A 26,334-nucleotide genomic window follows, 5' to 3' on the forward strand; every position below is an offset into this window, starting at 1 on the left:
AGGAGCGCTAATCATGGCCGATCCACTGCTGGACATCCCCTGTGTCACCCTGGGCGGCGAGCACAAGAAGCTCGGTGATTTCCCCGGCAAGGCGCTGCTGGTGGTCAACACCGCCAGCCAGTGTGGCTTCACCCCCCAGTACAAGGGCCTGGAGCGCCTGTGGCAGGAATACCGCGAGCAGGGCCTGGTGGTGCTGGGCTTTCCCTGCAACCAGTTCGGCAAGCAGGAGCCGGGCGATGCCCGCGAGATCGCGCAGTTCTGCGAGCTCAATTTCGGCGTGAGCTTCCCGCTGTTTCGCAAGGTCGAGGTCAATGGCCCTGGTGCCCACCCGCTGTTCGCCGAGCTCAAGCGTCGCGCCCCAGGGCTGCTGGGCACGCAGAAGATCAAGTGGAACTTCACCAAGTTCCTGCTCGACCCGGCCAGCGGCCAGGTCACCCGCTTTGCCCCGACCACCAAGCCCGAAGCGCTGAAGTCGGCGATCGAACCTTTGCTCAGCCGCTGAGCGGCACCCAGTGGTCGATCAGCGCCAGTAGCTCCTCGCGGCGAAACGGCTTGGCCAGATAGTCGTTCATGCCCGCGGCGCGGCAGCGTTCGCGCTCCTCGGGCATGGCATTGGCGGTCAGCGCGACGATCGGCAGCTCTGGCCAGCGCCCGCCCTGGCGGATGCGCCGGCTGGCCTCGTAGCCGTCCATCACCGGCATGTTGCAGTCCATCAGCACCAGGTCGAAGTCCTCCTGTTCCAGGCGCTCCAGGGCCTCGCCGCCATGGGCGGCGACCTGCACCTGGCAGCCGAGCTTGCCGAGCATGCCCTTGGCCACCAGCTGGTTCACCGGGTTGTCTTCCACCAGCAGCACCCGCGCGCGGCGCTCCAGGGTCGCCGGTACCTCGTGGGGCAGGGGCGCGCTGGGCTCGCCCAGGAGGGTGCGGCGCAACGTCTGGTACAGCGCGTTGCGCGCCAGGGGCCGGGCCAGCTGGTGCAGCGGCGCCAGTTGCGTGGCCTGCTCGCTGGGCAGGAAGTTGCCGTAGGCGGTCACCAGCAGGATTGGCGCGAGGATGGTCGGGCGCAGGTCGAGCACATGGTCGAGGTCGTCGGTGATCAGCAGGTCGACCGTGCTGCCGGCCAGTTCGGCGGCATTGTCATGGCGGGTGTAATCCAGCCCCCAGCGCGGCAGCAGTTGTCCGAGCAGCTCGGCCAGGCCGCTACCAGCGTTGCCCAGGGCCACCACGCGTCCGGCCAGTGGCGCCGGCGGGATGGCCTCGGTGTGGGCGGCCAAGGGCAGGTCGGCGCTGAAGCGGCTGCCAAAACCGGTCTCGGAATGGATGGTCAGGTGCCCCTGCATGGCCTTGCACAGGTTGCGCGTCAGGGTCAGGCCCAGGCCGGTGCCGCCGTATTGGCGGGTGATGCCGGCGCCGGCTTGGGTGAACGGCTGGAAGATCCGCGCCTGGGCCTCTTCGGGGATGCCGATGCCGGTGTCGCAGACCTCCAGGCGCACGCCGCCGACAATGCACGACAGGCGCAGGTCGACGCGGCCGAAGCGGGTGAACTTGAGGGCGTTGGACAGCAGGTTGCTGACGATCTGGCGGACCCGGGTCGGGTCGCCGAGCACCGTGCTGGGGAAGTCCGGGGCGATCAGGCAGGTCAGCTCGACGCTGGGCGCGGCATTCTGCGATAGCAGGTTGGCGGTGTCCTCGACCATCGCCCCGAGGTCGAAGGCAATGCGCTCGAGCTCCAGTTGCCCGGCATCGAACTTGGACAGGTCGAGGATATCGTTGAGCAATTCCACCAGCACCTTGCCCGAGTCGTGGGCGATCGACAGCTGCTGGCGCTGTTCGGCGGCCAGGCCGCTGTCCAGGGCCAGGGCGATCATGCCGAGCATGCCGTTGAGCGGGGTGCGGATCTCGTGGCTCATGTTGGCCAGGAACGCCGCGCGGGCCTGGGCCATGTCCAGGGCGCGCTGGCGGGCCTCGTCCAGCTCCTGGTTGGACAGGCTCAGGCGGCTGTTGCTGGCCTTGAGCTCGTCGGTGCGCGCCGAGACGATGTCTTCCAGCTCGTTGAGGTACTGGGTCAGGCGGTTCTCGGCGGCGCGCCGTTGCTGGATCTCGGTGGCCATGCTGACGAACTGCTGATTGGCGACCCGCACCAGCACGCCGATCTCGTCGTTGTCGTGGCCCTTGGGGCAGTCGAGGCGGGTTTGCCGCGGGGTGCGCGCGTCGTTGCCGCTGAGCGCGCCGATCACCGTGACCAGGGGCTTGGTCAGCATCAGGTAGAACAGCGCCAGGAGGATGCCGGTGAGCACCAGGCTGCGGGCGAAACCGTTGACCAGGGTGACTCCGGCGCGGTCGAGAAAGCGCCCGCCGAAGGCGTAGGTATCGACGTCCAGGTACAGGGTGCCGAGGTATTCCTTGGGCATGTGGGCGAGGAACAGGCGGTCGCGGAACTGGCGTTGCTCGCCGAACAGGAAGTCCGACAGCGGCCGGTAGCGGCTCTCCAGGCGTGGACGCTGGACATCGGCCAGCACCGTGTCATTGTTGTCGATCAACTGCGCGCGGATCACCGCCGGCGATTGCAGCAGGCCGCCGGTGAGCTCCTGGGCAAGCTCGGTGTCGATGTTGTAGGCAATGCGCGAGGCCGTGTCATGGCTGATCTTCATCAACGCCTGAATTTCACGGTTGATGGACGCGTCTTCGCTGGCATAATCGATGCCGATCTGGATGAGACTGAGCAATGTTCCCAGGATGAAGCCGACCAGGACTGTCAACCGGGCTTGCTTGTATGACAGGCGATTGGTGAACTTGATATCCATGGGTCCCAAGCCGGTTACTTGCTCCGTGCGCTGCGCAAGCATAGCCGATCAGCCCTGGCTGCTGGCGGGTCTGTCTGTTCATTTCAGTTGAGCGTGAATCTAAGGGCCGCTTTGCGCGCCCTGACAAACTGAAATTCACTAGGAGTCGTCATGGACGCCCGACTTACCGCTTTTCTCGACCGCGCCGAATCCGTGCTTGCGCGTCTGGAACCCTTGTTGCCCGCGCAACGCCCGAACATCGACTGGGGCCATACCCTGGCTGCCCGCTGGCAGCGCGATGGCCGCAGCGGCTATCTGATGCCGTTGGAGGTCAGCCTGGATATCCGCCTGACCGACCTGATCGGCGTCGACCAGCAGCGTGACCAGCTGGGCCGCAATACTCACCAGTTCATCAGCGGCATGCCGGCCAACCACGCCTTGCTGTGGGGCTCGCGTGGCACCGGCAAGTCGTCGCTGGTGCGCGCGCTGCTGGCCGAACACGCAGGCCAGGGCTTGCGCCTGATCGAGATCGAGCGCGATCACCTGGCCGACCTGCCGCGGGTGGTCGAGCAACTGCAAAAGCTCGAGCAGCGTTTCATCCTGTTCTGCGACGACCTGTCGTTCGAGGCCGGGGAGGGCGACTACCGGGTGCTCAAGAGCGTGCTCGACGGCTCGCTGGAACAGGCGCCGGACAACGTGCTGCTGTACGCCACCTCCAACCGTCGCCACCTGGTACCGGAAAAACAGAGCGACAACGAAAACTGGAAGATGGTCGATGGCGAGCTGCACCCCAACGAGGCGGTGGAGGACAAGATCGCCCTGTCCGACCGTTTCGGCCTGTGGCTGTCGTTCTATCCGTTCTCCCAGGAGCACTTCCTCAACGTGGTCGAACACTGGATCGGCCAGCTGGCGCGCCCAGCCGGGCTGCGCTGGCAGCGCACCGAAGAGCTCGACATCCTCGCCGTGCGCTGGGCCACCGGCCGCGGCAACCGTAATGGCCGCTGTGCCTATCAGTTCGCCCGCTACTGGGTCGGGCTGCAATTGCTGGAGCAGAAATAAATGATCGACCTCAATGCCAGTGGCAAGGGCCTCGACGGCTACGACCTGCTGGCTGCGCAAGTGCGGGCGTTGTTTGCCGACGAGCGCGACTTCATCGCCAATGCCGCGCAGTTCTCGGCGTTTCTGTTCAGCCAGGTCGAGGACTTGAACTGGGCGGGGTTCTACCTCAATCGCAACGAGGAGCTGGTGCTCGGCCCGTTCCAGGGCCAGGTGGCGTGCGTGCGCATTCCATTCGGCCGGGGCGTGTGCGGTGCCGCGGCGGCGAGCCGGCAAACCCAGCGGGTCGAGGATGTGCATGCCTTCCCCGGGCACATCGCTTGCGACAGCGCGTCCAACAGCGAGCTGGTGATTCCGCTGGTGAAGGGCGGTCGGCTGATTGGCGTGCTTGATCTGGACAGCCCGAAACTGGCGCGTTTCAGCGAGGCCGACCAGGTGGGGCTGGAGCGCTTGGTCGAGGTGTTCCTCGAGTTGAGCGACTGCTGAAAATGAAGAAGGGGCCTGCAAAGGCCCCTTTCTTTTTGTTTGCTCCTGTTCGCCGGCAAGCCGGCTCCTATACGCTATCTGTAGGAGCCGGCTTGCCGGCGAACAGGCCTTGGCCTCGCTCGATCAATCGTAGATGACCTTCTTCTTCCAGGTTTCGTCCTCGTCGGTCTTCAGGCCCTGGGTCAGCGCGTTCTGGTCGTTCTCCGCCGGCTCCATCTGGTCCAGCACCTGGGCGTTGGCGCGGTTCAGCAGTTTTTCCAGGTAAGTCAGCTGCTCTTCATACTGCTTGGGCTCGGGTTGCTTGCGCAGGTATTGCACGCCACGCTCGAAGGCCAGTCGCGCCTGGCCCGGCTGGTTCTGCTGCAGGGCCTGCTGGCCCAGGTTGTTGAAGAACTCGATGTGCAGCAGCACCAGGATATGGCGGATCTCCTTGACCCAGTACTTGCCTTCGTTGGTGGCCAGGAAGCCTTCCTGGGTGGCGCGCACGATCTGGTTGTGCAGCAGCTCCAGCAGGAAGCGCACATCCTTGGCCTTGGCTTCGGTATGGATCGGCGAGGGCGGGTTGTTCACCGGGATACGCTCGGCCTGGCTGATCAGCCCCTCGAGCTCGGCGATACGCGCCTTGAGGTCGCCGCTGTGCTTGTCCAGTGCCAGCTGGCGCTGGTTGAGGTTCAGCTCCAGGCGGGTCAGCAGCAGCTTGAGGGCCGGGGTCATGAACTGGCCGGGGAAGGTTTCGGTGATCTCGCCACAGCGGCGCAGGCGATCGGCCAGTTCGACTTTCAAGCGTGCGCGCTCGAGCTTGCTGTTCTCGACCACGTTGTTGAGGTAGCCGATCACGATCAGTAATGCGATGCCCGCCACGATAAGCAGGGTGATCAGAAGTGGTGTCACCGTTAACGCCTCATGAAGAAGTTTTGCATCTGGTAAAGAGTGTAGTGAGTTCACCTGGGGGCGAACAGTGCAGCCCGGCGGAACTCGCGCGCTCGCGCCTTATTTCTATGTCGGCAGGGCTGCGCGAATCTACAGTTGATGGCACATGGCTATGAGCTTGCCGAGGCCGTGTCAGAAAATCAACGCCAATCCCCGGACACATCCTGCACCACCCCCTGTGGCAACGGGAAGTCATTGATTTAAATAAATTTCTACAAAGGGGTTGACGACCCTGCAAGGCATCCATAGAATGCGCGCCACTTGCAGCGTAAAGCACACAGCGAAACGCGGCAGGGAGTGAAAGCAAGCATGCAAATGCGAGCAGCGTGTCCCCTTCGTCTAGTGGCCTAGGACACCGCCCTTTCACGGCGGTAACAGGGGTTCGAGTCCCCTAGGGGACGCCATATTGCGGGAATAGCTCAGTTGGTAGAGCACGACCTTGCCAAGGTCGGGGTCGCGAGTTCGAGTCTCGTTTCCCGCTCCAGTTTCTCCGGCACTGTTTAACAGCAGGGCAGGAAAAGAAAATCCAGTCTGAATCGTGAGGTTCATGTGCTGGTACGCTGAAAAGCGTCGGCTTAGTCCCCTTCGTCTAGTGGCCTAGGACACCGCCCTTTCACGGCGGTAACAGGGGTTCGAGTCCCCTAGGGGACGCCATATTGCGGGAATAGCTCAGTTGGTAGAGCACGACCTTGCCAAGGTCGGGGTCGCGAGTTCGAGTCTCGTTTCCCGCTCCAGTTTCAATGCATCGTTTGATACGGTGCCGGTGGTGAAGGTCTTCAAGGCGCTTCACGCCAAATGCGGTAAAGCTTCACCCTGCGGGAATAGCTCAGTTGGTAGAGCACGACCTTGCCAAGGTCGGGGTCGCGAGTTCGAGTCTCGTTTCCCGCTCCAAATCGAAAACGCCACTTCGTTAGAAGTGGCGTTTTTTTTCGCCTCGATTTTACTGGCTACAGCGCAAGGGCGGGGCAGGCCCCGCCCATCAAGCCTCAGTGCTGGGTGCCGGTGTCCGGCTGGCTCAGCAATTGCTTTTCCAGGTTCCAGTCGAATGGTTCGTCGTTCTGCTGCGCTTCGTAGCGGCGCTCTTCCAGGGTCTGGTACAGGTTCAGCTCTTCGTCCGGCATGAAGTGCAGGCAGTCGCCGCCGAAGAACCACAGCAGGTCACGGGGCACCAGGTGGGCGATCTGTGGGTAGCGCTGGATCACCTGGCAGATCAGGTCCTGACCCAGGTACTGGCTTTGCAGTGGATCCTGCGGCAGCAGGGTCAGTAGCTCGTCGAAGCGCTCGAGGAACAGGGCGTGGCTTTCCTCCGGTACCTGTTCGGCCTCACCCAGCGCGGCCAGGATGGTGCGCAGGTGGTGCAGCAACTGCAGGTGGTATTGCAGGTGGGGATTGGCCATGGGGCGGTCCTCGGGATGGTTGAAACGGGCGCGGAGTATACGCCGGTTTTACCTGGGCTGGCAGCGGCGCCGGCTATGCCGACCCGCTGCCACAACTCAAGACCTGCCCCGCGATCATCAGCGGATGATGCCTTGCGCGCCAGCCAGTTGCGCCTTGTCGAACGCGTCTACATCGATCACCGCTCGGCGTGCCCGCTCGGCGGCGTGCAGGCGTTGGCCCTCGTCGGCCTGCAACACGCCAGCGGCCACCGCCGCGTCGATCGGCGATTGTCCCGCTGCTGCGCGCACCTTGCCTTCCTTGACCGCCTGATGCAGCACCTTGTGCAGCGAGGCCGCGTCGTCCAGCAAATCGCTGGCCCGTTGCAGTGCCGCCACCGGGTCGCCGTCGGCCTGTGGGCGGAAGCAGCCGGTGAGCAGTTCCTCCAGCGCCGGATCGCCCTGGCGTCGACCGATCAGCTCGGCCACCTCGGCATCCAGGGCGTCGCTCGGGCCGGTGTGACGGCGACCGAACGGGAACACCAGCACACGCAGGGCGCAGCCGATGAAACGGTTGGGGAAATTGTCGAGCAGCGCGGCGAGGGCATTCTCTGCCTGGCCCAGGCTTTCCTCCAGGGCCCAGCGCAACAGCGGGCGCATGTGCTCGGGCGAGCCGAGGTCGTGGTAGCGCTTGAGCGCGGCGCTGGCCAGGTACAGGTAGCTGAGCACGTCGCCCAGGCGTGCGCTGAGGCGCTCGCGGCGCTTGAGCGTGCCGCCCAGCAGCATCATCGACAGGTCGGCCAGCAGGGCGAAGGCCGCCGCCTGGCGGTTCAGGGCGCGGAAATAGCCCTGGCTCAGGGCATCGCCCGGCACCTTCTCGAAATGCCCCAGGCCCAGGCCCAGCACCAAGGTGCTGGCGGCGTTGCCGGCGGCGAACAGGATGTGCTGCAGCAGCAGGCCGTCGAACTCCTTGAGCGCCTGGTCGCGGTCCTCGCGCCCGGCCAGGGCCATTTCCTTGAGCACGAACGGGTGGCAGCGGATAGCGCCCTGGCCGAAGATCATCAGGTTGCGCGAGAGGATGTTCGCGCCCTCGACGGTGATGAAGATCGGCGCTCCTTGCCAGTTGCGCCCCAGGTAGTTGTTCGGGCCCATGATGATGCCCTTGCCACCGTGCACGTCCATGGCGTGCTGGATGCATTCACGACCACGCTCGGTGAGGTGGTACTTGAGGATCGCCGACAGCACCGAAGGCTTTTCGCCCAAGTCCACCGCGTTGGCGGTGAGCAGGCGCGCGCTGTCCATCAGCCAGGCGTTGCCGCCGATGCGCGCCAGGGATTCCTGGATGCCCTCGAAGGCTGCCAGCGGCACGTTGAACTGCTCGCGGATGCGCGCGTACTGGCCTGTGACCAGGCTGGTGTACTTGGCCGCGCCAGTGCCCACGGCCGGCAGCGAGATCGAACGGCCCACCGACAGGCAGTTCATCAGCATCATCCAGCCCTTGCCAAGCATGGCCTGGCCGCCGATCAGCAGGTCCAGCGGCACGAACACGTCCTTGCCGCTGTTGGGGCCGTTCATGAACGCCGCGCCCAGCGGCAGGTGGCGCTTGCCGATCTCGACGCCGGGGGTGTCGGTGGGGATCAGCGCCAGGCTGATGCCCAGGTCTTCCTGGTCGCCCAGCAGGTGGTCCGGGTCGTAGGCCTTGAAGGCCAGGCCGAGCAGGGTGGCGACTGGGCCGAGGGTGATGTAGCGTTTTTCCCAGTTCAGGCGCAGGCCGATGACCTCCGCACCCTGCCACTGGCCCTTGCAGACGATGCCGGTGTCGGGCATGGCGCCTGCGTCGGAGCCGGCCAGCGGGCCGGTGAGGGCGAAGCAGGGGATCTCTTCGCCGCGGGCCAGGCGCGGCAGGTAGTGGTTGCGCTGTTGATCGGTGCCGTAATGCAGCAGCAGCTCGGCCGGGCCCAGGGAATTGGGCACCATCACCGTGGAGGCCAGGTCGCCGCTGCGGGTGGCCAGCTTCATTGCCACCTGGGAGTGGGCATAGGCCGAGAAGCCTTTGCCGCCGTATTCCTTGGGGATGATCAGGGCGAAAAAGCCGTGCTGCTTGATGAAATCCCAGGCGCTGCCTGGCAGGTCGAGGTCCTGGCCGATCTGCCAGTCGCTGACCATGGCGCAGAGCTGCTCGGTGGGGCCGTCGATGAATGCCTGTTCTTCCTCGGTGAGCTTGGCGGCGGGGTAATCGAGCAGGGTGTTCCAGGCCGGGCGGCCGCTGAACAGTTGGCCGTCCCACCAGACCGTGCCGGCGTCGATGGCTTCGCGTTCGGTCTGCGACATTGGCGGCAGGGTGCGCTGGAACCAGCCGAACACGGGGCCGCTGAAGACCTGGCGGCGCAGATCGGGCAGGGCGAAGAAGGCCACCTTGACGGCGATCACCAGCCAGATCAGCGCCAGCAGCCAGCCGGGCGCACTGCTGAAGATGCCCATGAGCAGGGTGTAGGCGGCCATTGCCGCGAGGATCTGCAGCGGCGCCAGGCGCCGGTGCGTGAGATACGCGGCGCCGAGCACCAGCACCACCAACCACAACAGCAACATAATCCTTCCTCCTTGGAAGCGGGGGCGTATGGCCAACCCACAGAGCTTAGACGCACCGCAGCGGATGGCCTGCCTAGGAAGTGACAGGACGGGGCGCTGGGAGTTCGTTCGGTGACTGTCGATGGATCCGGGGGCTGCGCAGCAGCCCCCCGGTTTCACTGGCACCCTCTGCCGCGTGGAGTAGACTGTCCGACTTCCCGCATTCCATTAAGGACGTTGCCATGCTGAAGATCTGGGGCCGCAAGAACTCGAGCAATGTGCGCAAGGCGCTGTGGATCGCCCACGAACTGGGCCTGAACTTCCAAGCCATCGACGCCGGCGGCGCCTTTGGCGTGGTCAACGACCCCGACTACCGTGCCCGCAACCCTAACGGCCTGGTGCCCATGCTCGAAGATGGCGACCTGGTGCTGTGGGAGTCCAACGCCATCGTGCGCTACCTGTGCGCCGAGTACGGTGCAGAGCAGGGCTGGTACCTCGACGACCCGCGCCAGCGCGCGGTGGCCGACAAGTGGATGGACTGGACCACCTCGTCCCTCGCCGGCCCGTTCCGCCCGCTGTTCTGGGGCCTGCTGCGCACCCCTGAAGAGCAGCGCGACTGGGTGGCGATCAATGCCGCGCACAAGCAGTGCGCCGAGCTGCTGAGCATCGCCGACGCCGCCTTGGCCAAGCAGCCGTACCTGTCCGGCGAGCAGATTGGCATGGGCGACATCCCTCTGGGCAGCTTCATCTACGCCTGGTTCGAAATGCCCATTGAGCGCCCAGCCATGTACCACCTCGAGGCCTGGTATGAGCGCCTGAAACAGCGCCCCGCCTACCAGGCGGCGGTGATGACCGCGCTGACCTGAGGGTGCTTCGATAGTCATTATCAATAGATGTGACTGTACTTGTGCGGCCAGCCCTTGCACCATGGCCGCACGCACTGCGCCAGTGACTTTGCCTGGCGTGTCCTGAACCTTTTTATCGGTACCTGACCCGCTATGAGTTCCGCCCTGTCCATCCGACAGCTGACCAAGACCTACGGCAACGGTTTCCAGGCCCTCAAGGGCATCGACCTGGACGTCTCCGAAGGCGACTTCTTCGCCTTGCTCGGCCCCAACGGCGCGGGCAAATCCACCACCATCGGCATCCTCTCGACCTTGGTGAACAAGACCAGCGGCACGGTCAACGTGTTCGGCCACGACCTGGACCGCGAGCCCGCGGCGCTCAAGCGCTGCCTGGGCGTGGTGCCCCAGGAGTTCAATTTCAACCAGTTCGAGAAGACCTTCGACATCGTCGTGACCCAGGCCGGCTACTACGGCATCCCGCCCAAGCTGGCCAAGGAGCGCGCCGAACAGTACCTGACCCAACTCGGCCTGTGGGACAAGCGCGACGTGCAGTCGCGGTCGTTGTCCGGCGGCATGAAGCGCCGGCTGATGATTGCCCGGGCGCTGATTCACGAGCCGCGCCTGCTGATCCTCGACGAGCCGACCGCCGGGGTGGACATCGAGCTGCGCCGTTCGATGTGGAGCTTCCTCACCGAGCTCAACCAGAAGGGCATCACCATCATCCTCACCACCCATTACCTCGAAGAGGCCGAGCAGCTGTGCCGCAACATCGGCATCATCGACCACGGCACCATCGTCGAGAACACCAGCATGCGCCAGCTGCTGGGCAAGCTGCATGTCGAGACCTTCGTCCTCGACCTGCGCCATGACCTGCCCGCGGCGCCTGAGCTGCAGGGTTACCCGTGCCGGCTGATCACCCCGCACACCCTCGAGGTACAGGTCGACAAGGACATCGGCATCACCGCGTTGTTCGGCCAGTTGGCATTGAAGAACATCGAAGTGCAGAGCCTGCGCAACAAGACCAATAGACTCGAGGAGCTGTTCGTGTCCCTGGTGGAAAAGAACCTGTCGAAGGTGGCCGTATGAGTGTGGAACTGCGCACCAACTGGGTCGCCCTGAACACCATCGTCTACCGCGAAGTGCGCCGCTTCCTGCGCATCTGGCCGCAGACCCTGCTACCGCCGGCGATCACCATGGTCCTGTACTTCGTGATCTTCGGTAACCTGATCGGCCGGCAGATCGGCGACATGGGTGGCTTCACCTACATGGAGTACATCGTGCCGGGGCTGATCATGATGTCGGTGATCACCAACTCCTATGGCAACGTGGTGTCGAGCTTCTTCGGCAGCAAATTCCAGCGCTCCATCGAGGAGCTGATGGTCTCGCCGGTGTCGCCGCACACCATCCTCGTCGGCTATGTGCTGGGCGGCGTGCTGCGCGGGTTGGCGGTGGGGGTGATCGTGACCATCCTGTCGATGTTCTTCACCCACTTGCAGGTGCATCACCTGGGGGTGACTGTCGTCGTGGTGTTGCTGACCGCGACCATCTTCTCGCTGCTGGGCTTCGTCAACGCCGTGTTCGCGCGTAACTTCGACGATATATCGATCATCCCGACCTTCGTGCTGACGCCGCTGACCTACCTGGGCGGGGTGTTCTACTCGATCAACCTGCTACCGCCGTTCTGGCAGACCGTGTCGCTGGCCAACCCGGTACTGCACATGGTCAACTCGTTCCGCTACGGCATTCTAGGGGTGTCGGATATCAGCATTGGCACCGCGATCAGCTTCATGCTGGTGGCTACTGCCGTGCTCTATGCGCTGTGCGTGCGCCTGCTGGTCAGCGGCCGTGGCATGCGCGCCTGAGCCCTGGGCGGCCGAGCAGCGACACTGGCGCCGGCGCCATTGCCGGCCCACCCACCAGCGCCAGTAGAGCATGGTGGTGAAGTAGGCCAGCACGCCGAGCACCACCCCACACACCACCGAGCCCAGCAGGAACGGTTGCCAGATCGTCGCCAGCTGGTCGGTGACCCAGTCGACGGTGATCTCCTCCGGCAGGGTGCGCGGCGGCACCTGCATCAGCCAGGCGCCGGTCATATAGGTCACGAAGAACACCGGTGGCATGGTCAGCGGGTTGGTCAGCCACACCAGGCTCACCGCGATGGGCAGGTTGCCACGTACCGGGATGGCCAGCGCGGCGGCCAGCAGCATCTGCATGGGGATGGGGATAAGCGCGGCGAACAGGCCGACGCCCATGGCCCGCGCCACCGAATGTCGATTCAGGTGCCAGAGGTTGGGGTCGTGCAGCAGCGTGCCGAAAAAGCGTAAGGACTTGTGTTCCCGGATGCTGGTCGGGTCCGGCATGTAGCGTTTGAACAGACGGCGCGGCATGTGGGCTCCCGGCGGGGTTGAAGGGCGTCAGTATGCCTTGATTGAAGCGCAGCCTCGTTCAGAGTTTGTGACAATTGATTAGCAGGATTTCCCTGCCAATCGACTAAGCCTCAGGGGCGTTTTTTGCTTCTGGAGCTCTATCTCATGCGCACAGGGATGCTGGCGTTCGCCCTCGGGCTGTTGAGCCTGGGTTTTCTCCCGGCGTTGCCGCCGGACGGATGGTTGTGGCCCTTGCTGGTGCTGGCCCTGGCGTGCCTGCGCAGCCGGGGCAGGGTGCTGGGCTGGTGGCTGCTGGGGCTGTGCTGGGCGTGCTGGTCGGCGCAGCAGGCGCTGGATGCGCGCCTGGCTCCGGCACTGGAGGGGCGCACCCTGTGGCTGCAAGGGCAAGTGGTGGGGTTGCCGACGCGTACCGAGCGGGGTGTGCGTTTCGAGCTGGAACAGCCCAGCTCGCGCCGGGCGGCCTTGCCGCAGCGTCTGCAATTGAGCTGGTTTGCCGGCCCTGAGTTGCGCGCTGGCCAGCGCTGGCGCCTGGCAGTCAACCTGCGCCGGCCCGCAGGCCTGCTCAACCCCCATGGCCCGGACCGCGAAGCCCTGCTGCTGGCGCGGCGTATCGGCGCCACCGGCACGGTCAAGGCGGGCGAGCGCCTGGACGCGGCGCCGCCCGGTTGGCGCGATGCCTTGCGTGAGCGGGTGCTGGCGGTGGATGCCCATGGACGCGAGGCGGCGCTGGTGGCGTTGCTGCTGGGCGATGGCGGTGGCATGGCGCGCCAGGACTGGCAGGTCTTGCAAGCCACCGGCAGCGTGCATCTGTTGGTGATTTCCGGGCAACACATCGGGTTGCTGGCCGGCCTGGTGTATGGCCTGGTGGCGGGGCTGGCACGCCTGGGTGCCTGGCCCTCGCGTCTGCCCTGGCTGCCTTGGGCCTGTGCCTTGGCGCTGGCTGCGGCGCTGGGCTACGGCTGGCTGGCCGGGTTCGGTGTGCCGGTGCAGCGCGCCTGCCTGATGCTGGCGGTGGTGCTGCTCTGGCGCCTGCGCTTTCGCCACCTTGGCGCGGGGTTGCCATTGTTGCTGGCGCTGCTGGGGGTGTTGCTGGTCGAACCGCTGGCCAGCTTGCTGCCCGGCTTCTGGCTGTCGTTCGCGGCGGTGGCGGTGCTGGTGCTGTGTTTTTCGGCGCGTTTGGGCGCCTGGCGCCCGTGGCAGGCCTGGACCCGCGCCCAGTGGGTAATCGCCGTGGGGCTGCTGCCGTTGCTGCTGGCCCTGGGGCTGCCGATCAGCCTGACGGCGCCGCTGGCCAACCTGCTGGCGGTGCCGTGGATCAGCCTGGCGGTATTGCCGCTGGCCCTGCTGGGCAGCGCGTTGCTGTGGCTGCCTGGGCTGGGGGAGGGGCTGTTGTGGTTGGCCGGGCTGGCCCTGGATGGTTTGTTCCGTTGCCTGGCGTGGGGCGCGCGGCAGGTGCCCGCCTGGGTGCCCGAGCCGTTGCCGCTGTGGGCCTGGTTGCTGGTCGCGTTGGGCGCGCTGTTGGTCCTGCTGCCCCGTGGCGTGCCCCTGCGCATGCCGGGTGTGGTGCTGTTGCTGGCGTTGTGGGTGCCGCGCGAGCAGGTGCCCCATGGCCAGGTGCAGGTGTGGCAACTGGATGTGGGCCAGGGGCTGGCGGTGCTGCTGCGCACCCGCCAGCACGCCCTGTTGTATGACGCCGGGCCGGCCCTGGGCGACAGCGACCTGGGTGACAGCGTGGTGCTGCCGACCTTGCGGCGGTTGGGGGTGAAGCAGTTGGACCTGATGCTGATCAGTCATGGTCACGCCGATCATGCCGGCGGGGCCGCGGCGGTGAGGCGGGGCCTGCCGGTCAAGCGGGTGATGGTGGGTGAGGTCGCCGGGCTGGAGCCGGCGCAGCGCTGCGCCAGTGGCCAGCGCTGGCAATGGGATGGCGTCGATTTCGAGCTATGGCAGTGGGCGCAGGGCGGGTCGAGCAATGATCGATCTTGTGTGCTACGGGTGGTGGCCAATGGCGAGCGCCTGTTGTTGGCGGGCGACATGGAGGCCGGGGCGGAGCGGGCCTGGCTGGCGGCTGGCGGGGACCTGCGCATCGACTGGTTGCAGGCGCCGCACCATGGCAGCCGTACGTCGTCCACGGCACCGTTCATCACGGCGCTGGCACCGCGTGGGGTGTTGATCTCGCGGGGGCGCAGCAATGGTTTCGGGCATCCGCATCCGCAGGTGCTCGAGCGCTATCGGCGGCACGGGGTCAGCATCCATGACACGGCGCTGGAGGGGGCGTTGCGGTTGATGCTGGGTAGCCAGGGTGGGGTGCAGGGGGTGCGCAAGGAGCGGCGGTTCTGGCGTGAGGTTGACGAGGGCTGAGCCGACGCGATTATCCGGGCCGACCTTTTCCCTGACCTCCGGCAGATGAGCGCCCCGCGTGCCTATGGTAGAGTGGCGGCCTTTTTCCGAGGGGATGCTTACTGTGTGGGAATTGGTCAAGTCTGGTGGCTGGATGATGCTGCCGATCATCCTGAGCTCGATCGCCGCCATGGCGATCGTCGTCGAGCGCCTGTGGACCCTGCGCGCCAGCCGTGTCACCCCGCCGCACCTGCTCGGGCAGGTATGGATGTGGATCAAGGACAAGCAACTGACCAGTGACAAGCTCAAGGCCTTGCGCGCCGATTCGCCGCTGGGCGAGATCCTCGCCGCGGGCCTGGCCAACTCGCGCCATGGCCGCGAAATCATGAAAGAGTGCATCGAAGAGGCTGCCTCGCGGGTCATCCACGAGCTCGAGCGCTACATCAGCACCCTCGGCACTATCGCCGCCATGGCTCCGTTGCTGGGTTTGCTGGGCACAGTGCTGGGCATGATCGACATCTTCAGCGCCTTCATGGGCTCGCAGATGACCGCCAACGCCGCGGTGCTGGCCGGGGGTATTTCCAAGGCCCTGGTAACCACCGCGGCCGGCCTGATGGTCGGTATCCCGGCGGTGTTCTTCCACCGCTTCCTGCTGCGTCGCATCGACGAGCTGGTGGTGGGCATGGAGCAGGAGGCGATCAAGCTGGTGGAAGTGCTGCAGGGCGATCGTGAAGTGGAAGTGGCCGGGGGCAAGGCGTGAAGTTCCGGCGCAATCGTCAGCGCGAGAACGTCGATATCAACCTGGCGTCGTTGATCGACGTGGTGTTCGTGCTGCTGCTGTTCTTCGTGGTCACCACCACCTTCACCCGCGAGACCCAGTTGCGCGTCGAGCTGCCCGAGGCCAGCAGCGCCGTGGCGGCGCAGCCCGATGACGGCAAGCTGATCGAGATCACCATCAGTGCCGAAGGTGTGTACTCGGTGAACAACCACCTGCTGCCCAAGAGCGACCTGGCGACCCTGACCGAGGCGATCGAGAAGGAGTCCGCTGGCGACATCACCCTGCCGCTGGCGATCAGCGCCGATGGCAAGACCCCGCACCAGGCCGTGGTCACCGCAATGGATGCGGCCGGCAAGCTCGGCTTCAGCAAGTTGCGCATGACCACCGTCGAGGCCGCGCAGGGTAACCCCTGATGGCCTTCGCCGACCGTCTGCTTGCCGCCTGGTATGCCGGGCACCCGGCACTGGCCCTGCTGCGCCCGCTGGAGGCCCTGTACCGGCGGGTGGTGACGCGCAAGCGCGCGCGTTTCCTCAGTGGCCAGAGCGCCAGCTATCGCGCCCCTGTGCCGGTGATCGTGGTGGGCAACATCACCGTGGGCGGCACCGGCAAGACGCCGATGATCCTCTGGCTGATCGAGCACTGCCGCCGGCAGGGGCTCAAGGTTGGCGTGGTCAGCCGTGGCTATGGGGCCAAGCCACCCCAGTACCCTTGGCGCGTCAGCGCCGATCAGCCGGCTGGGCAGGCCGGTGACGAACCCTTGCTGATCGTTCAGCGCAGCGGTGTGCCGCTGATGATCGACCCAGACCGCTCTCGCGCGGTGCAGGCGTTGCTGGCCAGCGATGCGCCGGACCTGATCCTGTGCGACGACGGCATGCAGCATTACCGCCTGGCCCGCGACCTGGAACTGGTGTTGATCGATGCCGCCCGTGGCCTGGGCAACCGCCGCTGCCTGCCGGCCGGCCCTCTGCGCGAACCCGCCGAGCGCCTGGGCGCGGCGGACGCGGTGCTGTTCAATGGCGCCGAGGCTGACCGCGACGGCGGCTTTGCCTTGCGCCTGCAGCCGTCGGCGCTGATCAACCTGCGCAGCGGCAAGCGCCGCGAGCTCGACCTGTTTCCCGCTGGCCAGGCGCTGCACGCCGTGGCCGGCATTGGCAACCCGCAACGTTTCTTCAACACCCTGCTGGGGCTAAACTGGCAGCCGGTGCCGCACCCCTTTGCCGACCATGCGCCGTACAGCCGCGAAGTGCTGTCGTTCAGCCCGCCGCTGCCGTTGGTGATGACCGAGAAGGATGCGGTGAAATGCCGGCCGTTCGCTGCCGACGACTGGTGGTACCTGGCGGTCGACGCCGTACCCTCGCAGGCGTTCGTCGCCTGGTTCGACGCCGAGCTCGATCGCCTGCTGCCTGGCCGCCTCAGGCCCTGAGCCTTTTTCAATTTCCGTTTCAAGGAAGCTCCCATGGACACCAAACTGCTCGATATCCTGGCCTGCCCGATCACCAAGGGCCCGCTCAAGCTCAGCGCCGACAAGACCGAGCTGATCAGCAAGGGCGCGGGCCTGGCCTACCCGATCCGCGACGGCATCCCGGTGATGCTGGAAAGCGAGGCGCGCACCCTGACCGACGACGAGCGCCTGGACAAATGAGCCTGGACTTCACCGTGGTGATCCCCGCCCGGCTGCGCTCCACGCGGCTGCCGGGCAAGCCATTGCTGCCGATCGCCGGCAAGCCGATGGTCCAGCATGTGTGGGAACAAGCGCGCAAGAGCGGTGCCGCGCGGGTGGTCATCGCCACCGACGATGCCGGCATCGTCGAGGCCTGCCAGGCGTTCGGCGCCGAAGTGCTGCTGACTCGCGCCGACCATGAGTCGGGCACCGACCGCCTGGCCGAAGTGGCCACCCAACTGGGCTTGGCCGCCGATGCCATCATCGTCAATGTGCAGGGCGACGAGCCGCTGATTCCGCCGGTGATCATCGACCAGGTAGCGGCCAACCTCGCCGCGCACCCCGAGGCCGGCATCGCCACCCTGGCCGAGCCGATCCACGCTCCGGAAACCATCTTCAACCCCAATGCAGTGAAGGTCGTGAGCGATAAGCACGGCCTGGCCCTGACCTTCAGTCGCGCCCCGCTGCCTTGGGCCCGCGATGCCTTCGCCGCGGACCGCGAGCGCATGCCACAGGATGTGCCGTACCGTCGCCATATCGGCATGTACGCCTACCGCGTGGGCTTCCTCCAGGACTTCGTCGCCTGGGGCCCGTGCTGGCTGGAGCAGACCGAGTCGCTGGAGCAACTGCGTGCCCTGTGGCATGGCGTGCGCATCCACGTTGCCGATGCCATCGAGGCCCCGGCCGTGGGCGTGGACACCCCTGAAGACCTGGAGCGCGTACGGCGCTTGCTGGAGGCTTGATGCGCGTCCTGTTCGTCTGCCTCGGCAATATCTGCCGTTCGCCCACTGCCGAGGGCGTGCTACGCCATCAGTTGCAGGCTGCCGGGCTGGCTGAAGCGGTGCACGTGGCCTCGGCCGGCACCGGCGACTGGCACGTGGGCAAGGCCCCCGACAGCCGTACGTGCAAGGCTGCGCTGGCGCGTGGCTACGACCTCTCGCGCCAGCGCGCGCAGCAGGTCAAGGCGGCGCATTTCAACGAGTACGACCTGATCCTGGCCATGGACAAGAGCAACCTCGGTAACCTGCAGGCCCTGCGCCCGCATGCGGCCAGTGGCGAGCTCGACCTGTTCCTGCGCCGCTACGGCGCGGCCCTGGACGAAGTGCCAGACCCTTACTACGGCGGCGCCGAGGGCTTCGAGCAGGTGCTTGACCTGATCGAGGCGGCCTGCCGCGAGCTGGTCGTGGAAATCAAGGGGCGGCTATGACGGCGCATTGGCAAGAGCGGGTGTCGCTCAAGCCCTACAACACCTTTGGCATCGATGTCAGTGCCCGCTATTTCACCCAGGCCCATGACGACGACGAGGCCCGTGATGCGTTGGCCCAGGCCGCCGAGCGGCAGGTGCCGGTGCTGGTGATCGGCGGCGGCAGCAACCTGTTGCTGTCCCGCGATGTCGAGGCCCTGGTGCTGCACATGGCCAGCCGTGGTCGACGCTTGCTCAGCGACGATGGCGAGCGCGTGGTGGTGGAGGCCGAGGCCGGCGAGCCGTGGCATCCGTTCGTGCAGTGGAGCCTTGCGCAAGGCTTGTGCGGGCTGGAGAACCTCAGCCTGATCCCCGGCACGGTGGGCGCCGCGCCGATGCAGAACGTCGGTGCCTATGGCGTGGAGATCAAGGACGTGTTCGCCGGGTTGACCGCGCTGGACCGGCAGACCGGTGAGCTGCGCGATTTTTCCCTGGAAGCGTGCGCCTTTGGCTACCGCGATAGCGTGTTCAAGCGCAATCCCGGACGCTGGCTGATCCTGCGCGTGCGTTTTGCCCTCAGCCGTTCGCTGCATGCCCATCTGGACTATGGTCCGGTGCGCCAGCGTTTGTTGGAGCAGGGTGTCGAGCAACCGACGGCCAAGGCGATCAGCGAGGCGATCTGCAGTATCCGCCGGGAAAAACTGCCGGACCCGGCCGAGCTGGGCAATGCCGGAAGCTTCTTCAAGAATCCGGTGGTGTCGGCGGCGCTGGTTGAGCGGATTCGTGCGCAGTATCCGAGCGTGGTGGCTTACCCACAGGCCGATGGCCAGGTGAAGCTGGCGGCCGGCTGGCTGATCGAGCAGGCGGGGTGGAAAGGCTATCGCGATGGCGATGCCGGCGTGCACCGTTTGCAGTCGCTGGTGCTGGTCAATTATGGCCAGGCGAGCGGGGCGCAGTTGCATGGGCTGGCGCAGCGTATCCAGGCGGATATCCTCGAGCGGTTCGGGGTAGCGCTGGAGATGGAACCGAACCTGTACTGACCAGTGCCAGCACCGCGTGGGCTGGTAGGCCGGCAAGGCCGGCTGCTGCAGGGTGGGGTGATTTGAGGTAGGAGCCAGCCTTGCTGGCGAGCCAGGCCAAAGATGTACTTGATACGACAGCGGCAAAGAAAAAGCCCCGCCAGTTCGCACTGGCGGGGCTTTTTCATTCAGCCGTTGCTATCAACCGTGCTGAGGCTTGTGCTCATCGGCGGTTTCCAGCGCTTGTGCCGGGGCTGCTTCGGCAGCGGCCTGGGCAGCAGCGGCGGCTGCGGCTTCGGCTTCACGCTTGCGGCGACGCACTTCACGCGGGTCGTTCGGCGCGCGGCCGTTGGACAGCATGACGGTAGCGGGCTCGACCGGCGCTTCGACCGGGGTCTGCTCGGCAACCACTGGAGCAGGCTCGGCGACTGGCGCTTCGACGACTTCAGGCTGGGCTTCGGCCACCGGAGCAGGCTGCTCGGCAATGGGGGCCTCGACTTCGGCCGCTTCGACAACCTGGGCCTGCTCGATCTCGCCGGCTTCAACCACAGGGGCTGGTTCGACCACTGCAGGTTCAGCAGGGGCTGGGACAGCGGTAGCAGGCTGCTCGGCGACGGCTTGCTCGATCACTGGATGTGGCGCGACTTCAACCACGGGCTCGATGCTTGGCTCGACGACGACGACCGGCTCGCTGACAGGTTGCTCGACCGCCGGGGCGATTTCGACCTGCTCGGCTTGTTCGGCGACCACCTCGACGGCTTCGACCTGGGTTTGCTCGACCACCGCGGTGGCGCGCTCGGCCTGCTGGTTGGCTTCGGCGTCGGCTTCGGCGCTGATGTTGCTGGTGGCAACGGCGGCGGTGACGGCGATGCCAGCGGCCAATTCGGCACCCAGCTCGGTGGCCTGGTGCTGCTGTGGCTGCTGCTCTTCGCCGGCGTCTTCGTCGCCGCCTTCGATCAGCTCGCCATTGGCGTTGCGCTGGCGCTCACGACGGTTGCTGCGACGACGCTGGCCACGGGAGCGGCGGCGTGGACGCTCGCCATCGGCGCCTTCCTGCTCGTCCTGCAGCAGCTCTTCGTTCGGCAGCTGCTCTTCGACCAGCTCGGCGGCCTGTTCGGCAACCTGCTCGTCAGGGCGCGGCTGGCGCTCTTCGCGCGGCGGACGTGGCTGGCGTTCTTCACGCGGGGCACGCTCTTCGCGTGGCGCGCGCTCTTCACGCGGTGCGCGTTCTTCACGCGGTGCGCGTTCTTCACGTGGCTGGCGTTCTTCGCGCGGGGCGCGCTCTTCGCGTGGTGCACGTTCTTCGCGGGCCACGCGCTCTTCGCGTGGCTGGCGTTCTTCACGTGGGGCGCGTTCTTCGCGGGCTACGCGCTCTTCGCGTGGCTGGCGTTCTTCACGGGCGACGGCAGGGGTGGCGTCCAGCGGCTCGCGCAGTTCACGCACGCGCTCTTCGCGGTTGCCACGGCGGTCTTCGCGCGGCTGGCGTGGCTGACGCTCTTCGCGTGGGGCGCGTTCTTCACGTGGAGCACGCTCTTCGCGAGGGGCACGTTCTTCACGCGGAGCACGTTCGCTGCGCTCTTCGCGCGGCTTGCGGTCTTCGTCGCGGCGACCATTGCGGTTGCGGCTCTGCTGGCGACCGTTGCGGCGCTCCTCGTTGCGCGCAGGGCGCTCGGTGGCAGGCTTCTCGGTGCTCACTGCAGGGGCGGCGGCAGGTTCGTCCTTGCCGGCGAACAGGCTGACCAGCGACTTCACCAGGCCTTTGAACAGGCTTGGCTCGGCAACGTGCTGGACCGGCGCGACCGGCGCGGCTGGCTGCTCTTCGACCGTGCTGGGCTGCGGCGCGTTGGCGCGGGCCGGCGCGGTTTTCACCGCGGCTTCCTGGCGCACCAGGGTGCGGGTGGCGGTCGGCTGCGGCGCTTCTTCGGTTTCGGCGGCGGCGATCTCGTAGCTGGACTGGTTGCTCAGCACTTCCGGGTTGTCGTCGCGCAGGCGCTGGACTTCGAAATGCGGGGTTTCCAGGTGATCGTTCGGCAGGATGATGATGCGCGCGCGAGTGCGCAGTTCGATCTTGGTGATCGAGTTGCGTTTCTCGTTGAGCAGGAAGGCGGCCACCGGGATCGGCACCTGGGCGCGCACCTCGGCGGTGCGGTCCTTCAGGGCTTCTTCCTCGATCAGGCGCAGGATCGCCAGCGACAGCGACTCGACGTCACGGATGATGCCGGTGCCCGAGCAGCGCGGGCAGACGATGCCGCTGCTTTCGCCCAGCGACGGGCGCAGGCGCTGGCGCGACATCTCCAGCAGGCCGAAGCGCGAGATGCGGCCCACCTGCACGCGGGCGCGGTCGGCTTCCAGGCATTCACGCACGCGCTCTTCGACGGCGCGCTGGTTCTTCGCCGGGGTCATGTCGATGAAGTCGATGACGATCAGGCCGCCGATATCACGCAGGCGCAGCTGGCGGGCGATTTCCTCGGCCGCTTCCAGGTTGGTCTGCAGCGCGGTTTCCTCGATGTCGCTGCCCTTGGTGGCGCGCGCCGAGTTGATGTCGATGGAGACCAGGGCCTCGGTCGGGTCGATGACGATCGAGCCACCGGATGGCAGGTCGACGACGCGCTGGAAGGCGGTCTCGATCTGGCTTTCGATCTGGAAGCGGTTGAACAGCGGCACGCTGTCTTCGTACAGCTTGACCTTGCTGGCGTACTGCGGCATCACCTGGCGGATGAAGGTCAGGGCTTCTTCCTGGGCGTCGATGCTGTCGATCAGCACTTCGCCGATGTCCTGGCGCAGGTAGTCGCGGATGGCGCGGATGATGACGTTGCTTTCCTGGTAGATCAGGAACGGCGCGGTGCGATCCAGCGAGGCTTCCTTGATGGCGGTCCACAGCTGCAGCAGGTAGTCGAGGTCCCACTGCATTTCTTCGCTGCTGCGGCCCAGGCCCGCGGTGCGCACGATCAGGCCCATGTCGCCTGGAACGGTGAGGCCGTTCAGCGCTTCGCGCAGCTCGTTGCGCTCCTCGCCTTCGATGCGGCGGGAGATGCCGCCGGCGCGCGGGTTGTTGGGCATCAGCACCAGGTAGCGGCCGGCCAGGCTGATGAAGGTGGTCAGGGCGGCGCCTTTGTTGCCGCGCTCTTCCTTCTCGACCTGGACGATGACTTCCTGGCCTTCGCTCAGCACTTCCTTGATGTTGACCCGGCCTTCAGGGGCTTTCTTGAAGTATTCGCGGGAGATTTCTTTCAGCGGCAGGAAGCCGTGACGTTCGGAGCCGAAGTCGACGAAGGCGGCTTCAAGGCTGGGCTCGATCCGGGTGATCTTGCCTTTGTAGATGTTGGCCTTTTTCTGCTCACGGGCACCGGACTCGATGTCCAGGTCGTAGAGGCGTTGGCCGTCCACCAGGGCTACACGCAACTCTTCGGGTTGAGTTGCGTTAATCAGCATTCTTTTCATGTTGTACCGTCGGTTTCCGGGCTGCCGGAAACGGCGTTCGGCACACACGACTTCTCATGGTCGGTGCCTAGGTGCGCAAAGGGTGGCGGGCCACCCCCGTGTCTGGCGACGTTCGGCACCAGCCGGTTGCCCAGCCTGCCGTTGTCGCGACGACGCGTCCTGTTTCATGGTGCCAAAAGGCCTGTCGAGCTCTTCGAACGTGATCCGAATCAACCGAGCGGGCCTGGTGCACTCAGTCAGGAGGAGGAATCAACCGGTCGTCCGTGGACGCCACGAGGGCGTCTGCTCAGGACCTTGTCCGCTCATTGCCCGTGCATCGGGCGCTGGCTGGACGCGGTGCCACACGGTCCGAGGGCTGTGCATCTCCACCCTGCACGTATCCCTTGAAAATTCGGGTGCTGCCGCGCGCTGAATCCGCAACGGGTTGCATTTTTCGCCAGCCCATACCGGGCTGGCGCCATAACATGTCCAAGGCAGGTATTTCCGGAGCACTTTGCCCAAATGCGCGGAGACGACGGTGGCGGGCAGAGGTACGGCGAAAAGAAGCGGGTAAGCAGGTGAAACACCGCACTTGTCGTTTTTTTTCGGTCTTCTCTACACAGCGCTGGTGGCGATTCCAGGCATTCATTAAACTGGCGAACGCTCCGTAGGACGGCCTCGCGTCCTCGGAATTGCGATGGTCAGGGCCGGCGTAGAGCCTGTTGCCGCTGGCCTGCCGCTTTTGGCGGCGTTCGCGACTATAGCAGTAATGATTAAGTGCTTCAATTCCATAAAAAATTGTTATGATCCCGCCATGACGACCAATACCCCCCCGACTTCCGGCGTTCAGCTGATCGAAGTCCCGCCGGAGCTTGCCGGCCAACGCATCGACAATTTCCTCATCACGGCCCTCAAGGGCGTGCCCAAGACCCTGGTCTACCGCATCCTGCGCAAGGGCGAGGTGCGGGTCAACAAAGGTCGGATCAAGCCTGAGTACAAGCTGCAGGCCGGCGATATCGTGAGGGTACCGCCCGTCCGGTTGCCGGAGCGCGACGAACCGGCGCCGGTCGCCCAGGGGCTGTTGCAGCGCCTGGAAGCGGCCATCGTCTACGAAGACAAGGCGCTGATCGTGATGAACAAGCCGGCCGGCATCGCCGTGCATGGCGGCAGCGGCCTGAGCTTCGGGGTGATCGAGGCACTGCGCCAGCTGCGCCCAGACGCCAAGGAGCTGGAGCTGGTGCACCGCCTGGACCGCGACACCTCCGGCCTGCTGATGATCGCCAAGAAGCGCAGCATGTTGCGCCACCTGCATGCTGCCCTGCGCGGCGATGGCGTGGACAAGCGCTACATGGCGCTGGTGCGCGGCCACTGGCCGACCTCGAAGAAACAGGTCAACGCGCCTTTGCTCAAGAGCAACCTGCGCTCCGGCGAGCGCATGGTCGAGGTCAACGACGAAGGCAAGGAGGCGCTGACGATGTTCCGCGTGCTGCGTCGCTTCGGCGAATTCGCCACCATCGTCGAGGCGCGGCCGATCACCGGGCGTACCCATCAGATTCGCGTGCACACCTTGCACGCCGGACACATGATCGCCGGTGACAGCAAGTACGGCGACGAGGATTTCACGCGCGAGATTCGCGAACTGGGCGGTAAACGCCTGTTCCTGCATGCCTACCAGCTCACCGTGCCGCTGCCCGACGGCGGCGAGCTCAAGCTCGAGGCGCCAGTGGACGAGGTGTGGGCCAAGACCATCGAGCGGCTGGCGTCCTGAACCATGGGTAAACCTTATGACCTGCTGATCTTCGACTGGGACGGTACCCTGGCCGACTCCATCGGGCGGATTGTCGAGGCCATGCATGCTGCCGCCGAGCGCGCCGGTGAAGCGCCCTGCAGCGATGCGGCGGTCAAGGGCATCATCGGCCTGGCGCTGAGCGAGGCGATCGGGCTGTTGTATCCGCACCTGGACGAGGCGCAGGTCCAGGTCTTGCGCCAGCATTACGCCGACGTCTACATGGCCCTGGACCAGCAGCCCTCGCCGTTGTTCGAGGGCGTGGTCGAGTCGCTGGAGAGCTTTCGTGCCGAGGGCTACCGCCTGGCGGTGGCCACCGGCAAGGCCCGGCGTGGCCTGGATCGGGTGCTCAAGGCCAACGGCTGGGAAGGCTACTTCGATATCACCCGCGCCGCCGACGAGACCCGCGGCAAGCCGCATCCGCTGATGCTCGAGGAAATCCTCGGTCATTGCCGGGTCGAACCCAGGCGGGCACTGATGGTCGGAGACTCGGCCTTCGACCTGCAGATGGCCAGCAATGCTGGCATGCACTCGGTGGCAGTGGGCTATGGCGCCATGCCGTTGCAGGCGCTGGCCGAGTTTGGCCCGCAGTTGTGCATCGAGCATTTTTCCCAACTGCGCGAATGGCTTGCCAGTTCGCGCATAGCAATTTCCAAGGTAGGTGAACATGGCTGACGAATGGAAAGCACCTGAGTCCGAGGAGGGTGGCGAGGAGCGCAAGAGCTGGAAGCTGCTCGAGAAGACCTTGCTGGCGGGTGTGCAGGAGCAGCGTCGGGCGCGGCGCTGGGGGATCTTCTTCAAGCTGCTGACCTTTGTTTACCTGTTCGGCATCCTGGCGCTGTTCACGCCGTTGATGGATGTCGACAAGGCCGCCTCGCGCAGTGCCAGTCATACCGCGCTGGTCGAAGTGCGCGGTGTGATCGCCGATCAGGAGCCGGCCAGCGCCGACAATATCGTCAAGAGCCTGCGCGAAGCGTTCAAGGATCCAAAGACCAAGGGCGTGGTGATGCGCATCAACAGCCCAGGCGGCAGCCCGGTGCAGTCGGGCTACATCTACGATGAAATCCGCCGCCTGCGCGCCGAATACCCGGCGATCAAGCTGTATGCGGTAATCGCCGACCTGGGGGCTTCCGGGGCCTATTACATTGCCAGTGCCGCTGACGAGATCTATGCCGACAAGGCCAGCCTGGTCGGTTCCATCGGTGTCACCGCCGCCGGCTATGGCTTTGTCGGGACCATGGATAAGCTTGGGGTGGAGCGTCGTACCTATACGGCGGGCGAGCACAAGGCGTTTCTTGATCCGTTCTCGCCGCAGAAGCCCGAGGAGACCGCGTTCTGGCAAGGTGTGCTGGATACCACGCACCGTCAGTTCATCGCCATGGTCAAGCAGGGGCGCGGCGAGCGCTTGAAGGACAAGGATCACCCGGAGCTGTTCAGCGGGCTGATCTGGTCCGGCGAGCAGGCCAAGGCGCTGGGGTTGGTGGATGGGCTTGGCAGCGCCAGCTATGTCGCCCGCGATATCATCGGCGAGAAGGAATTGGTGGACTTCACCGTACAGGAGTCGCCGTTCGATCGGTTCTCCAAGCGCATTGGCGCCAGTGTGGCCGAGCGCCTGGCGCTGTATATGGGGTTCCAGGGGCCTTCGCTGCGTTGAGCTGAGTCGTATCGCTCAAGGTGTTCGGCGTTGGAGTTGCAGTGTCTATGAGGTCGAGCGCCGCAA

General features: G+C 65.6%; 23 protein-coding genes and 5 tRNA genes. 22 read left to right on the forward strand and 6 right to left on the reverse strand.

Annotated elements, in window-relative coordinates:
* Positions 1–13: 13 nt before the first annotated feature.
* The gene (locus E3U47_RS18300) at positions 14–502 is read left to right on the forward strand and encodes a glutathione peroxidase (protein WP_134693089.1); all 489 of its coding nucleotides are present in this window, start codon (positions 14–16) and stop codon (positions 500–502) included.
* On the opposite strand, the gene E3U47_RS18305 is transcribed toward E3U47_RS18300, so the two are convergent.
* On the reverse strand, positions 492–2,846 hold the full coding sequence (locus E3U47_RS18305) for a response regulator (protein WP_134693090.1): 2,355 nt from the start codon (positions 2,844–2,846) through the stop codon (positions 492–494). The two genes, E3U47_RS18300 and E3U47_RS18305, sit on opposite strands and share 11 nt — an antisense overlap.
* Before the next feature lie 108 nt (positions 2,847–2,954).
* Here E3U47_RS18305 and E3U47_RS18310 point away from each other — a divergent pair, with 108 nt between their 5' ends.
* Together E3U47_RS18310 and E3U47_RS18315 are read left to right on the forward strand one after the other, a co-directional pair.
* The gene (locus E3U47_RS18310; protein WP_134693091.1) at positions 2,955–3,842 is read left to right on the forward strand and encodes an ATP-binding protein; all 888 of its coding nucleotides are present in this window, start codon (positions 2,955–2,957) and stop codon (positions 3,840–3,842) included.
* On the forward strand, positions 3,843–4,325 hold the full coding sequence (locus E3U47_RS18315) for a GAF domain-containing protein (protein WP_134693092.1): 483 nt from the start codon (positions 3,843–3,845) through the stop codon (positions 4,323–4,325).
* Between the two features lie 123 nt (positions 4,326–4,448).
* Here E3U47_RS18315 and E3U47_RS18320 read toward each other — a convergent pair whose 3' ends face one another.
* Complete coding sequence (locus E3U47_RS18320; RefSeq protein ID WP_134693093.1) at positions 4,449–5,216, reverse strand: hypothetical protein; 768 nt, start codon at positions 5,214–5,216, stop codon at positions 4,449–4,451.
* Between the two features lie 367 nt (positions 5,217–5,583).
* Here E3U47_RS18320 and E3U47_RS18325 point away from each other — a divergent pair.
* The 5 genes from E3U47_RS18325 to E3U47_RS18345 all read left to right on the forward strand — a co-directional run bounded on the left by E3U47_RS18325 (position 5,584) and on the right by E3U47_RS18345 (position 6,146).
* A tRNA-Glu gene (locus tag E3U47_RS18325) sits at positions 5,584–5,659 on the forward strand.
* A 4-nt stretch (positions 5,660–5,663) separates the two neighbouring features.
* Positions 5,664–5,739: transfer RNA gene (locus E3U47_RS18330), tRNA-Gly, on the forward strand.
* A gap of 94 nt (positions 5,740–5,833) precedes the next feature.
* Positions 5,834–5,909, forward strand: a tRNA-Glu gene (locus E3U47_RS18335).
* A 4-nt stretch (positions 5,910–5,913) separates the two neighbouring features.
* Positions 5,914–5,989: transfer RNA gene (locus E3U47_RS18340), tRNA-Gly, on the forward strand.
* A gap of 81 nt (positions 5,990–6,070) precedes the next feature.
* Positions 6,071–6,146, forward strand: a tRNA-Gly gene (locus E3U47_RS18345).
* 95 nt (positions 6,147–6,241) lie between these two features.
* Here the strand turns inward: E3U47_RS18345 and E3U47_RS18350 are convergent.
* Together E3U47_RS18350 and E3U47_RS18355 are read right to left on the reverse strand one after the other, a co-directional pair.
* Entirely contained in the window at positions 6,242–6,652 is a 411-nt protein-coding gene (locus tag E3U47_RS18350) for a PA2817 family protein (protein ID WP_134693094.1), read from the reverse strand.
* A gap of 117 nt (positions 6,653–6,769) precedes the next feature.
* Positions 6,770–9,217: an acyl-CoA dehydrogenase gene (locus E3U47_RS18355; protein ID WP_134693095.1), complete on the reverse strand. Its 2,448-nt coding sequence runs from the start codon at positions 9,215–9,217 to the stop codon at positions 6,770–6,772.
* 221 nt (positions 9,218–9,438) lie between these two features.
* On the opposite strand from E3U47_RS18355, the gene E3U47_RS18360 reads away from it, so the two are divergent.
* The 3 genes from E3U47_RS18360 to E3U47_RS18370 all read left to right on the forward strand — a co-directional run bounded on the left by E3U47_RS18360 (position 9,439) and on the right by E3U47_RS18370 (position 11,903).
* Positions 9,439–10,062, forward strand: a complete 624-nt coding sequence (locus E3U47_RS18360; RefSeq protein ID WP_134693096.1) for a glutathione S-transferase — start codon at positions 9,439–9,441, stop codon at positions 10,060–10,062.
* Positions 10,063–10,194: 132 nt separating this feature from the next.
* Positions 10,195–11,127 carry an ABC transporter ATP-binding protein gene (locus E3U47_RS18365; protein ID WP_134693097.1) on the forward strand — a complete coding sequence of 311 codons (933 nt, stop codon included), beginning with the start codon at positions 10,195–10,197 and terminating at the stop codon, positions 11,125–11,127.
* Positions 11,124–11,903: an ABC transporter permease gene (locus tag E3U47_RS18370; RefSeq protein ID WP_134693098.1), complete on the forward strand. Its 780-nt coding sequence runs from the start codon at positions 11,124–11,126 to the stop codon at positions 11,901–11,903. The genes E3U47_RS18365 and E3U47_RS18370 overlap by 4 nt, the downstream gene beginning before the upstream one ends.
* Here the strand turns inward: E3U47_RS18370 and E3U47_RS18375 are convergent.
* Complete coding sequence (locus E3U47_RS18375; protein WP_134693099.1) at positions 11,787–12,428, reverse strand: DUF2062 domain-containing protein; 642 nt, start codon at positions 12,426–12,428, stop codon at positions 11,787–11,789. The two genes, E3U47_RS18370 and E3U47_RS18375, sit on opposite strands and share 117 nt — an antisense overlap.
* Before the next feature lie 144 nt (positions 12,429–12,572).
* Here E3U47_RS18375 and E3U47_RS18380 point away from each other — a divergent pair, with 144 nt between their 5' ends.
* The 8 genes from E3U47_RS18380 to murB all read left to right on the forward strand — a co-directional run bounded on the left by E3U47_RS18380 (position 12,573) and on the right by murB (position 19,429).
* The gene (locus E3U47_RS18380; RefSeq protein ID WP_134693100.1) at positions 12,573–14,789 is read left to right on the forward strand and encodes a DNA internalization-related competence protein ComEC/Rec2; all 2,217 of its coding nucleotides are present in this window, start codon (positions 12,573–12,575) and stop codon (positions 14,787–14,789) included.
* A 103-nt stretch (positions 14,790–14,892) separates the two neighbouring features.
* On the forward strand, positions 14,893–15,528 hold the full coding sequence (locus E3U47_RS18385) for a MotA/TolQ/ExbB proton channel family protein (protein WP_028690976.1): 636 nt from the start codon (positions 14,893–14,895) through the stop codon (positions 15,526–15,528).
* On the forward strand, positions 15,525–15,959 hold the full coding sequence (locus E3U47_RS18390) for a biopolymer transporter ExbD (RefSeq protein WP_134693101.1): 435 nt from the start codon (positions 15,525–15,527) through the stop codon (positions 15,957–15,959). Before E3U47_RS18385 ends, E3U47_RS18390 begins: the two co-directional genes overlap by 4 nt.
* Entirely contained in the window at positions 15,959–16,969 is a 1,011-nt protein-coding gene (lpxK, locus tag E3U47_RS18395; protein WP_134693102.1) for a tetraacyldisaccharide 4'-kinase, read from the forward strand. The genes E3U47_RS18390 and lpxK overlap by 1 nt, the downstream gene beginning before the upstream one ends.
* Positions 16,970–17,002: 33 nt before the next feature.
* The gene (locus E3U47_RS18400; RefSeq protein ID WP_003247142.1) at positions 17,003–17,188 is read left to right on the forward strand and encodes a Trm112 family protein; all 186 of its coding nucleotides are present in this window, start codon (positions 17,003–17,005) and stop codon (positions 17,186–17,188) included.
* Complete coding sequence (gene kdsB, locus E3U47_RS18405) at positions 17,185–17,949, forward strand: 3-deoxy-manno-octulosonate cytidylyltransferase (RefSeq protein WP_134693103.1); 765 nt, start codon at positions 17,185–17,187, stop codon at positions 17,947–17,949. Before E3U47_RS18400 ends, kdsB begins: the two co-directional genes overlap by 4 nt.
* Positions 17,949–18,413 carry a low molecular weight protein-tyrosine-phosphatase gene (locus tag E3U47_RS18410; protein WP_134693104.1) on the forward strand — a complete coding sequence of 155 codons (465 nt, stop codon included), beginning with the start codon at positions 17,949–17,951 and terminating at the stop codon, positions 18,411–18,413. Before kdsB ends, E3U47_RS18410 begins: the two co-directional genes overlap by 1 nt.
* Entirely contained in the window at positions 18,410–19,429 is a 1,020-nt protein-coding gene (murB, locus tag E3U47_RS18415; RefSeq protein WP_134693105.1) for a UDP-N-acetylmuramate dehydrogenase, read from the forward strand. Before E3U47_RS18410 ends, murB begins: the two co-directional genes overlap by 4 nt.
* 180 nt (positions 19,430–19,609) lie before the next feature.
* Here the strand turns inward: murB and rne are convergent, their stop codons facing one another.
* Positions 19,610–22,849 (reverse strand): ribonuclease E, encoded by a 3,240-nt coding sequence (rne, locus tag E3U47_RS18420; RefSeq protein WP_134693106.1) that lies wholly within the window; start codon positions 22,847–22,849, stop codon positions 19,610–19,612.
* A 793-nt stretch (positions 22,850–23,642) separates the two neighbouring features.
* On the opposite strand from rne, the gene rluC reads away from it, so the two are divergent.
* From rluC to E3U47_RS18440, 3 genes are read left to right on the forward strand one after another with little or no spacing between them, the layout of a single operon-like run.
* A complete protein-coding gene (gene rluC, locus E3U47_RS18430; RefSeq protein WP_134693107.1) occupies positions 23,643–24,596 on the forward strand; it encodes a 23S rRNA pseudouridine(955/2504/2580) synthase RluC in 954 nt (317 codons plus the stop codon).
* 3 nt (positions 24,597–24,599) lie between these two features.
* Positions 24,600–25,289: an HAD family hydrolase gene (locus E3U47_RS18435; protein ID WP_134693108.1), complete on the forward strand. Its 690-nt coding sequence runs from the start codon at positions 24,600–24,602 to the stop codon at positions 25,287–25,289.
* Positions 25,282–26,268, forward strand: coding sequence for a S49 family peptidase (locus E3U47_RS18440; protein WP_134693109.1), 987 nt, complete (start codon positions 25,282–25,284; stop codon positions 26,266–26,268). The genes E3U47_RS18435 and E3U47_RS18440 overlap by 8 nt, the downstream gene beginning before the upstream one ends.
* Positions 26,269–26,334 lie beyond the last annotated feature (66 nt).

It is taken from the genome of Pseudomonas sp. RIT623, from assembly GCF_004519305.1.
In the GTDB taxonomy this organism is placed as follows: Bacteria; Pseudomonadota; Gammaproteobacteria; order Pseudomonadales; family Pseudomonadaceae; genus Aquipseudomonas.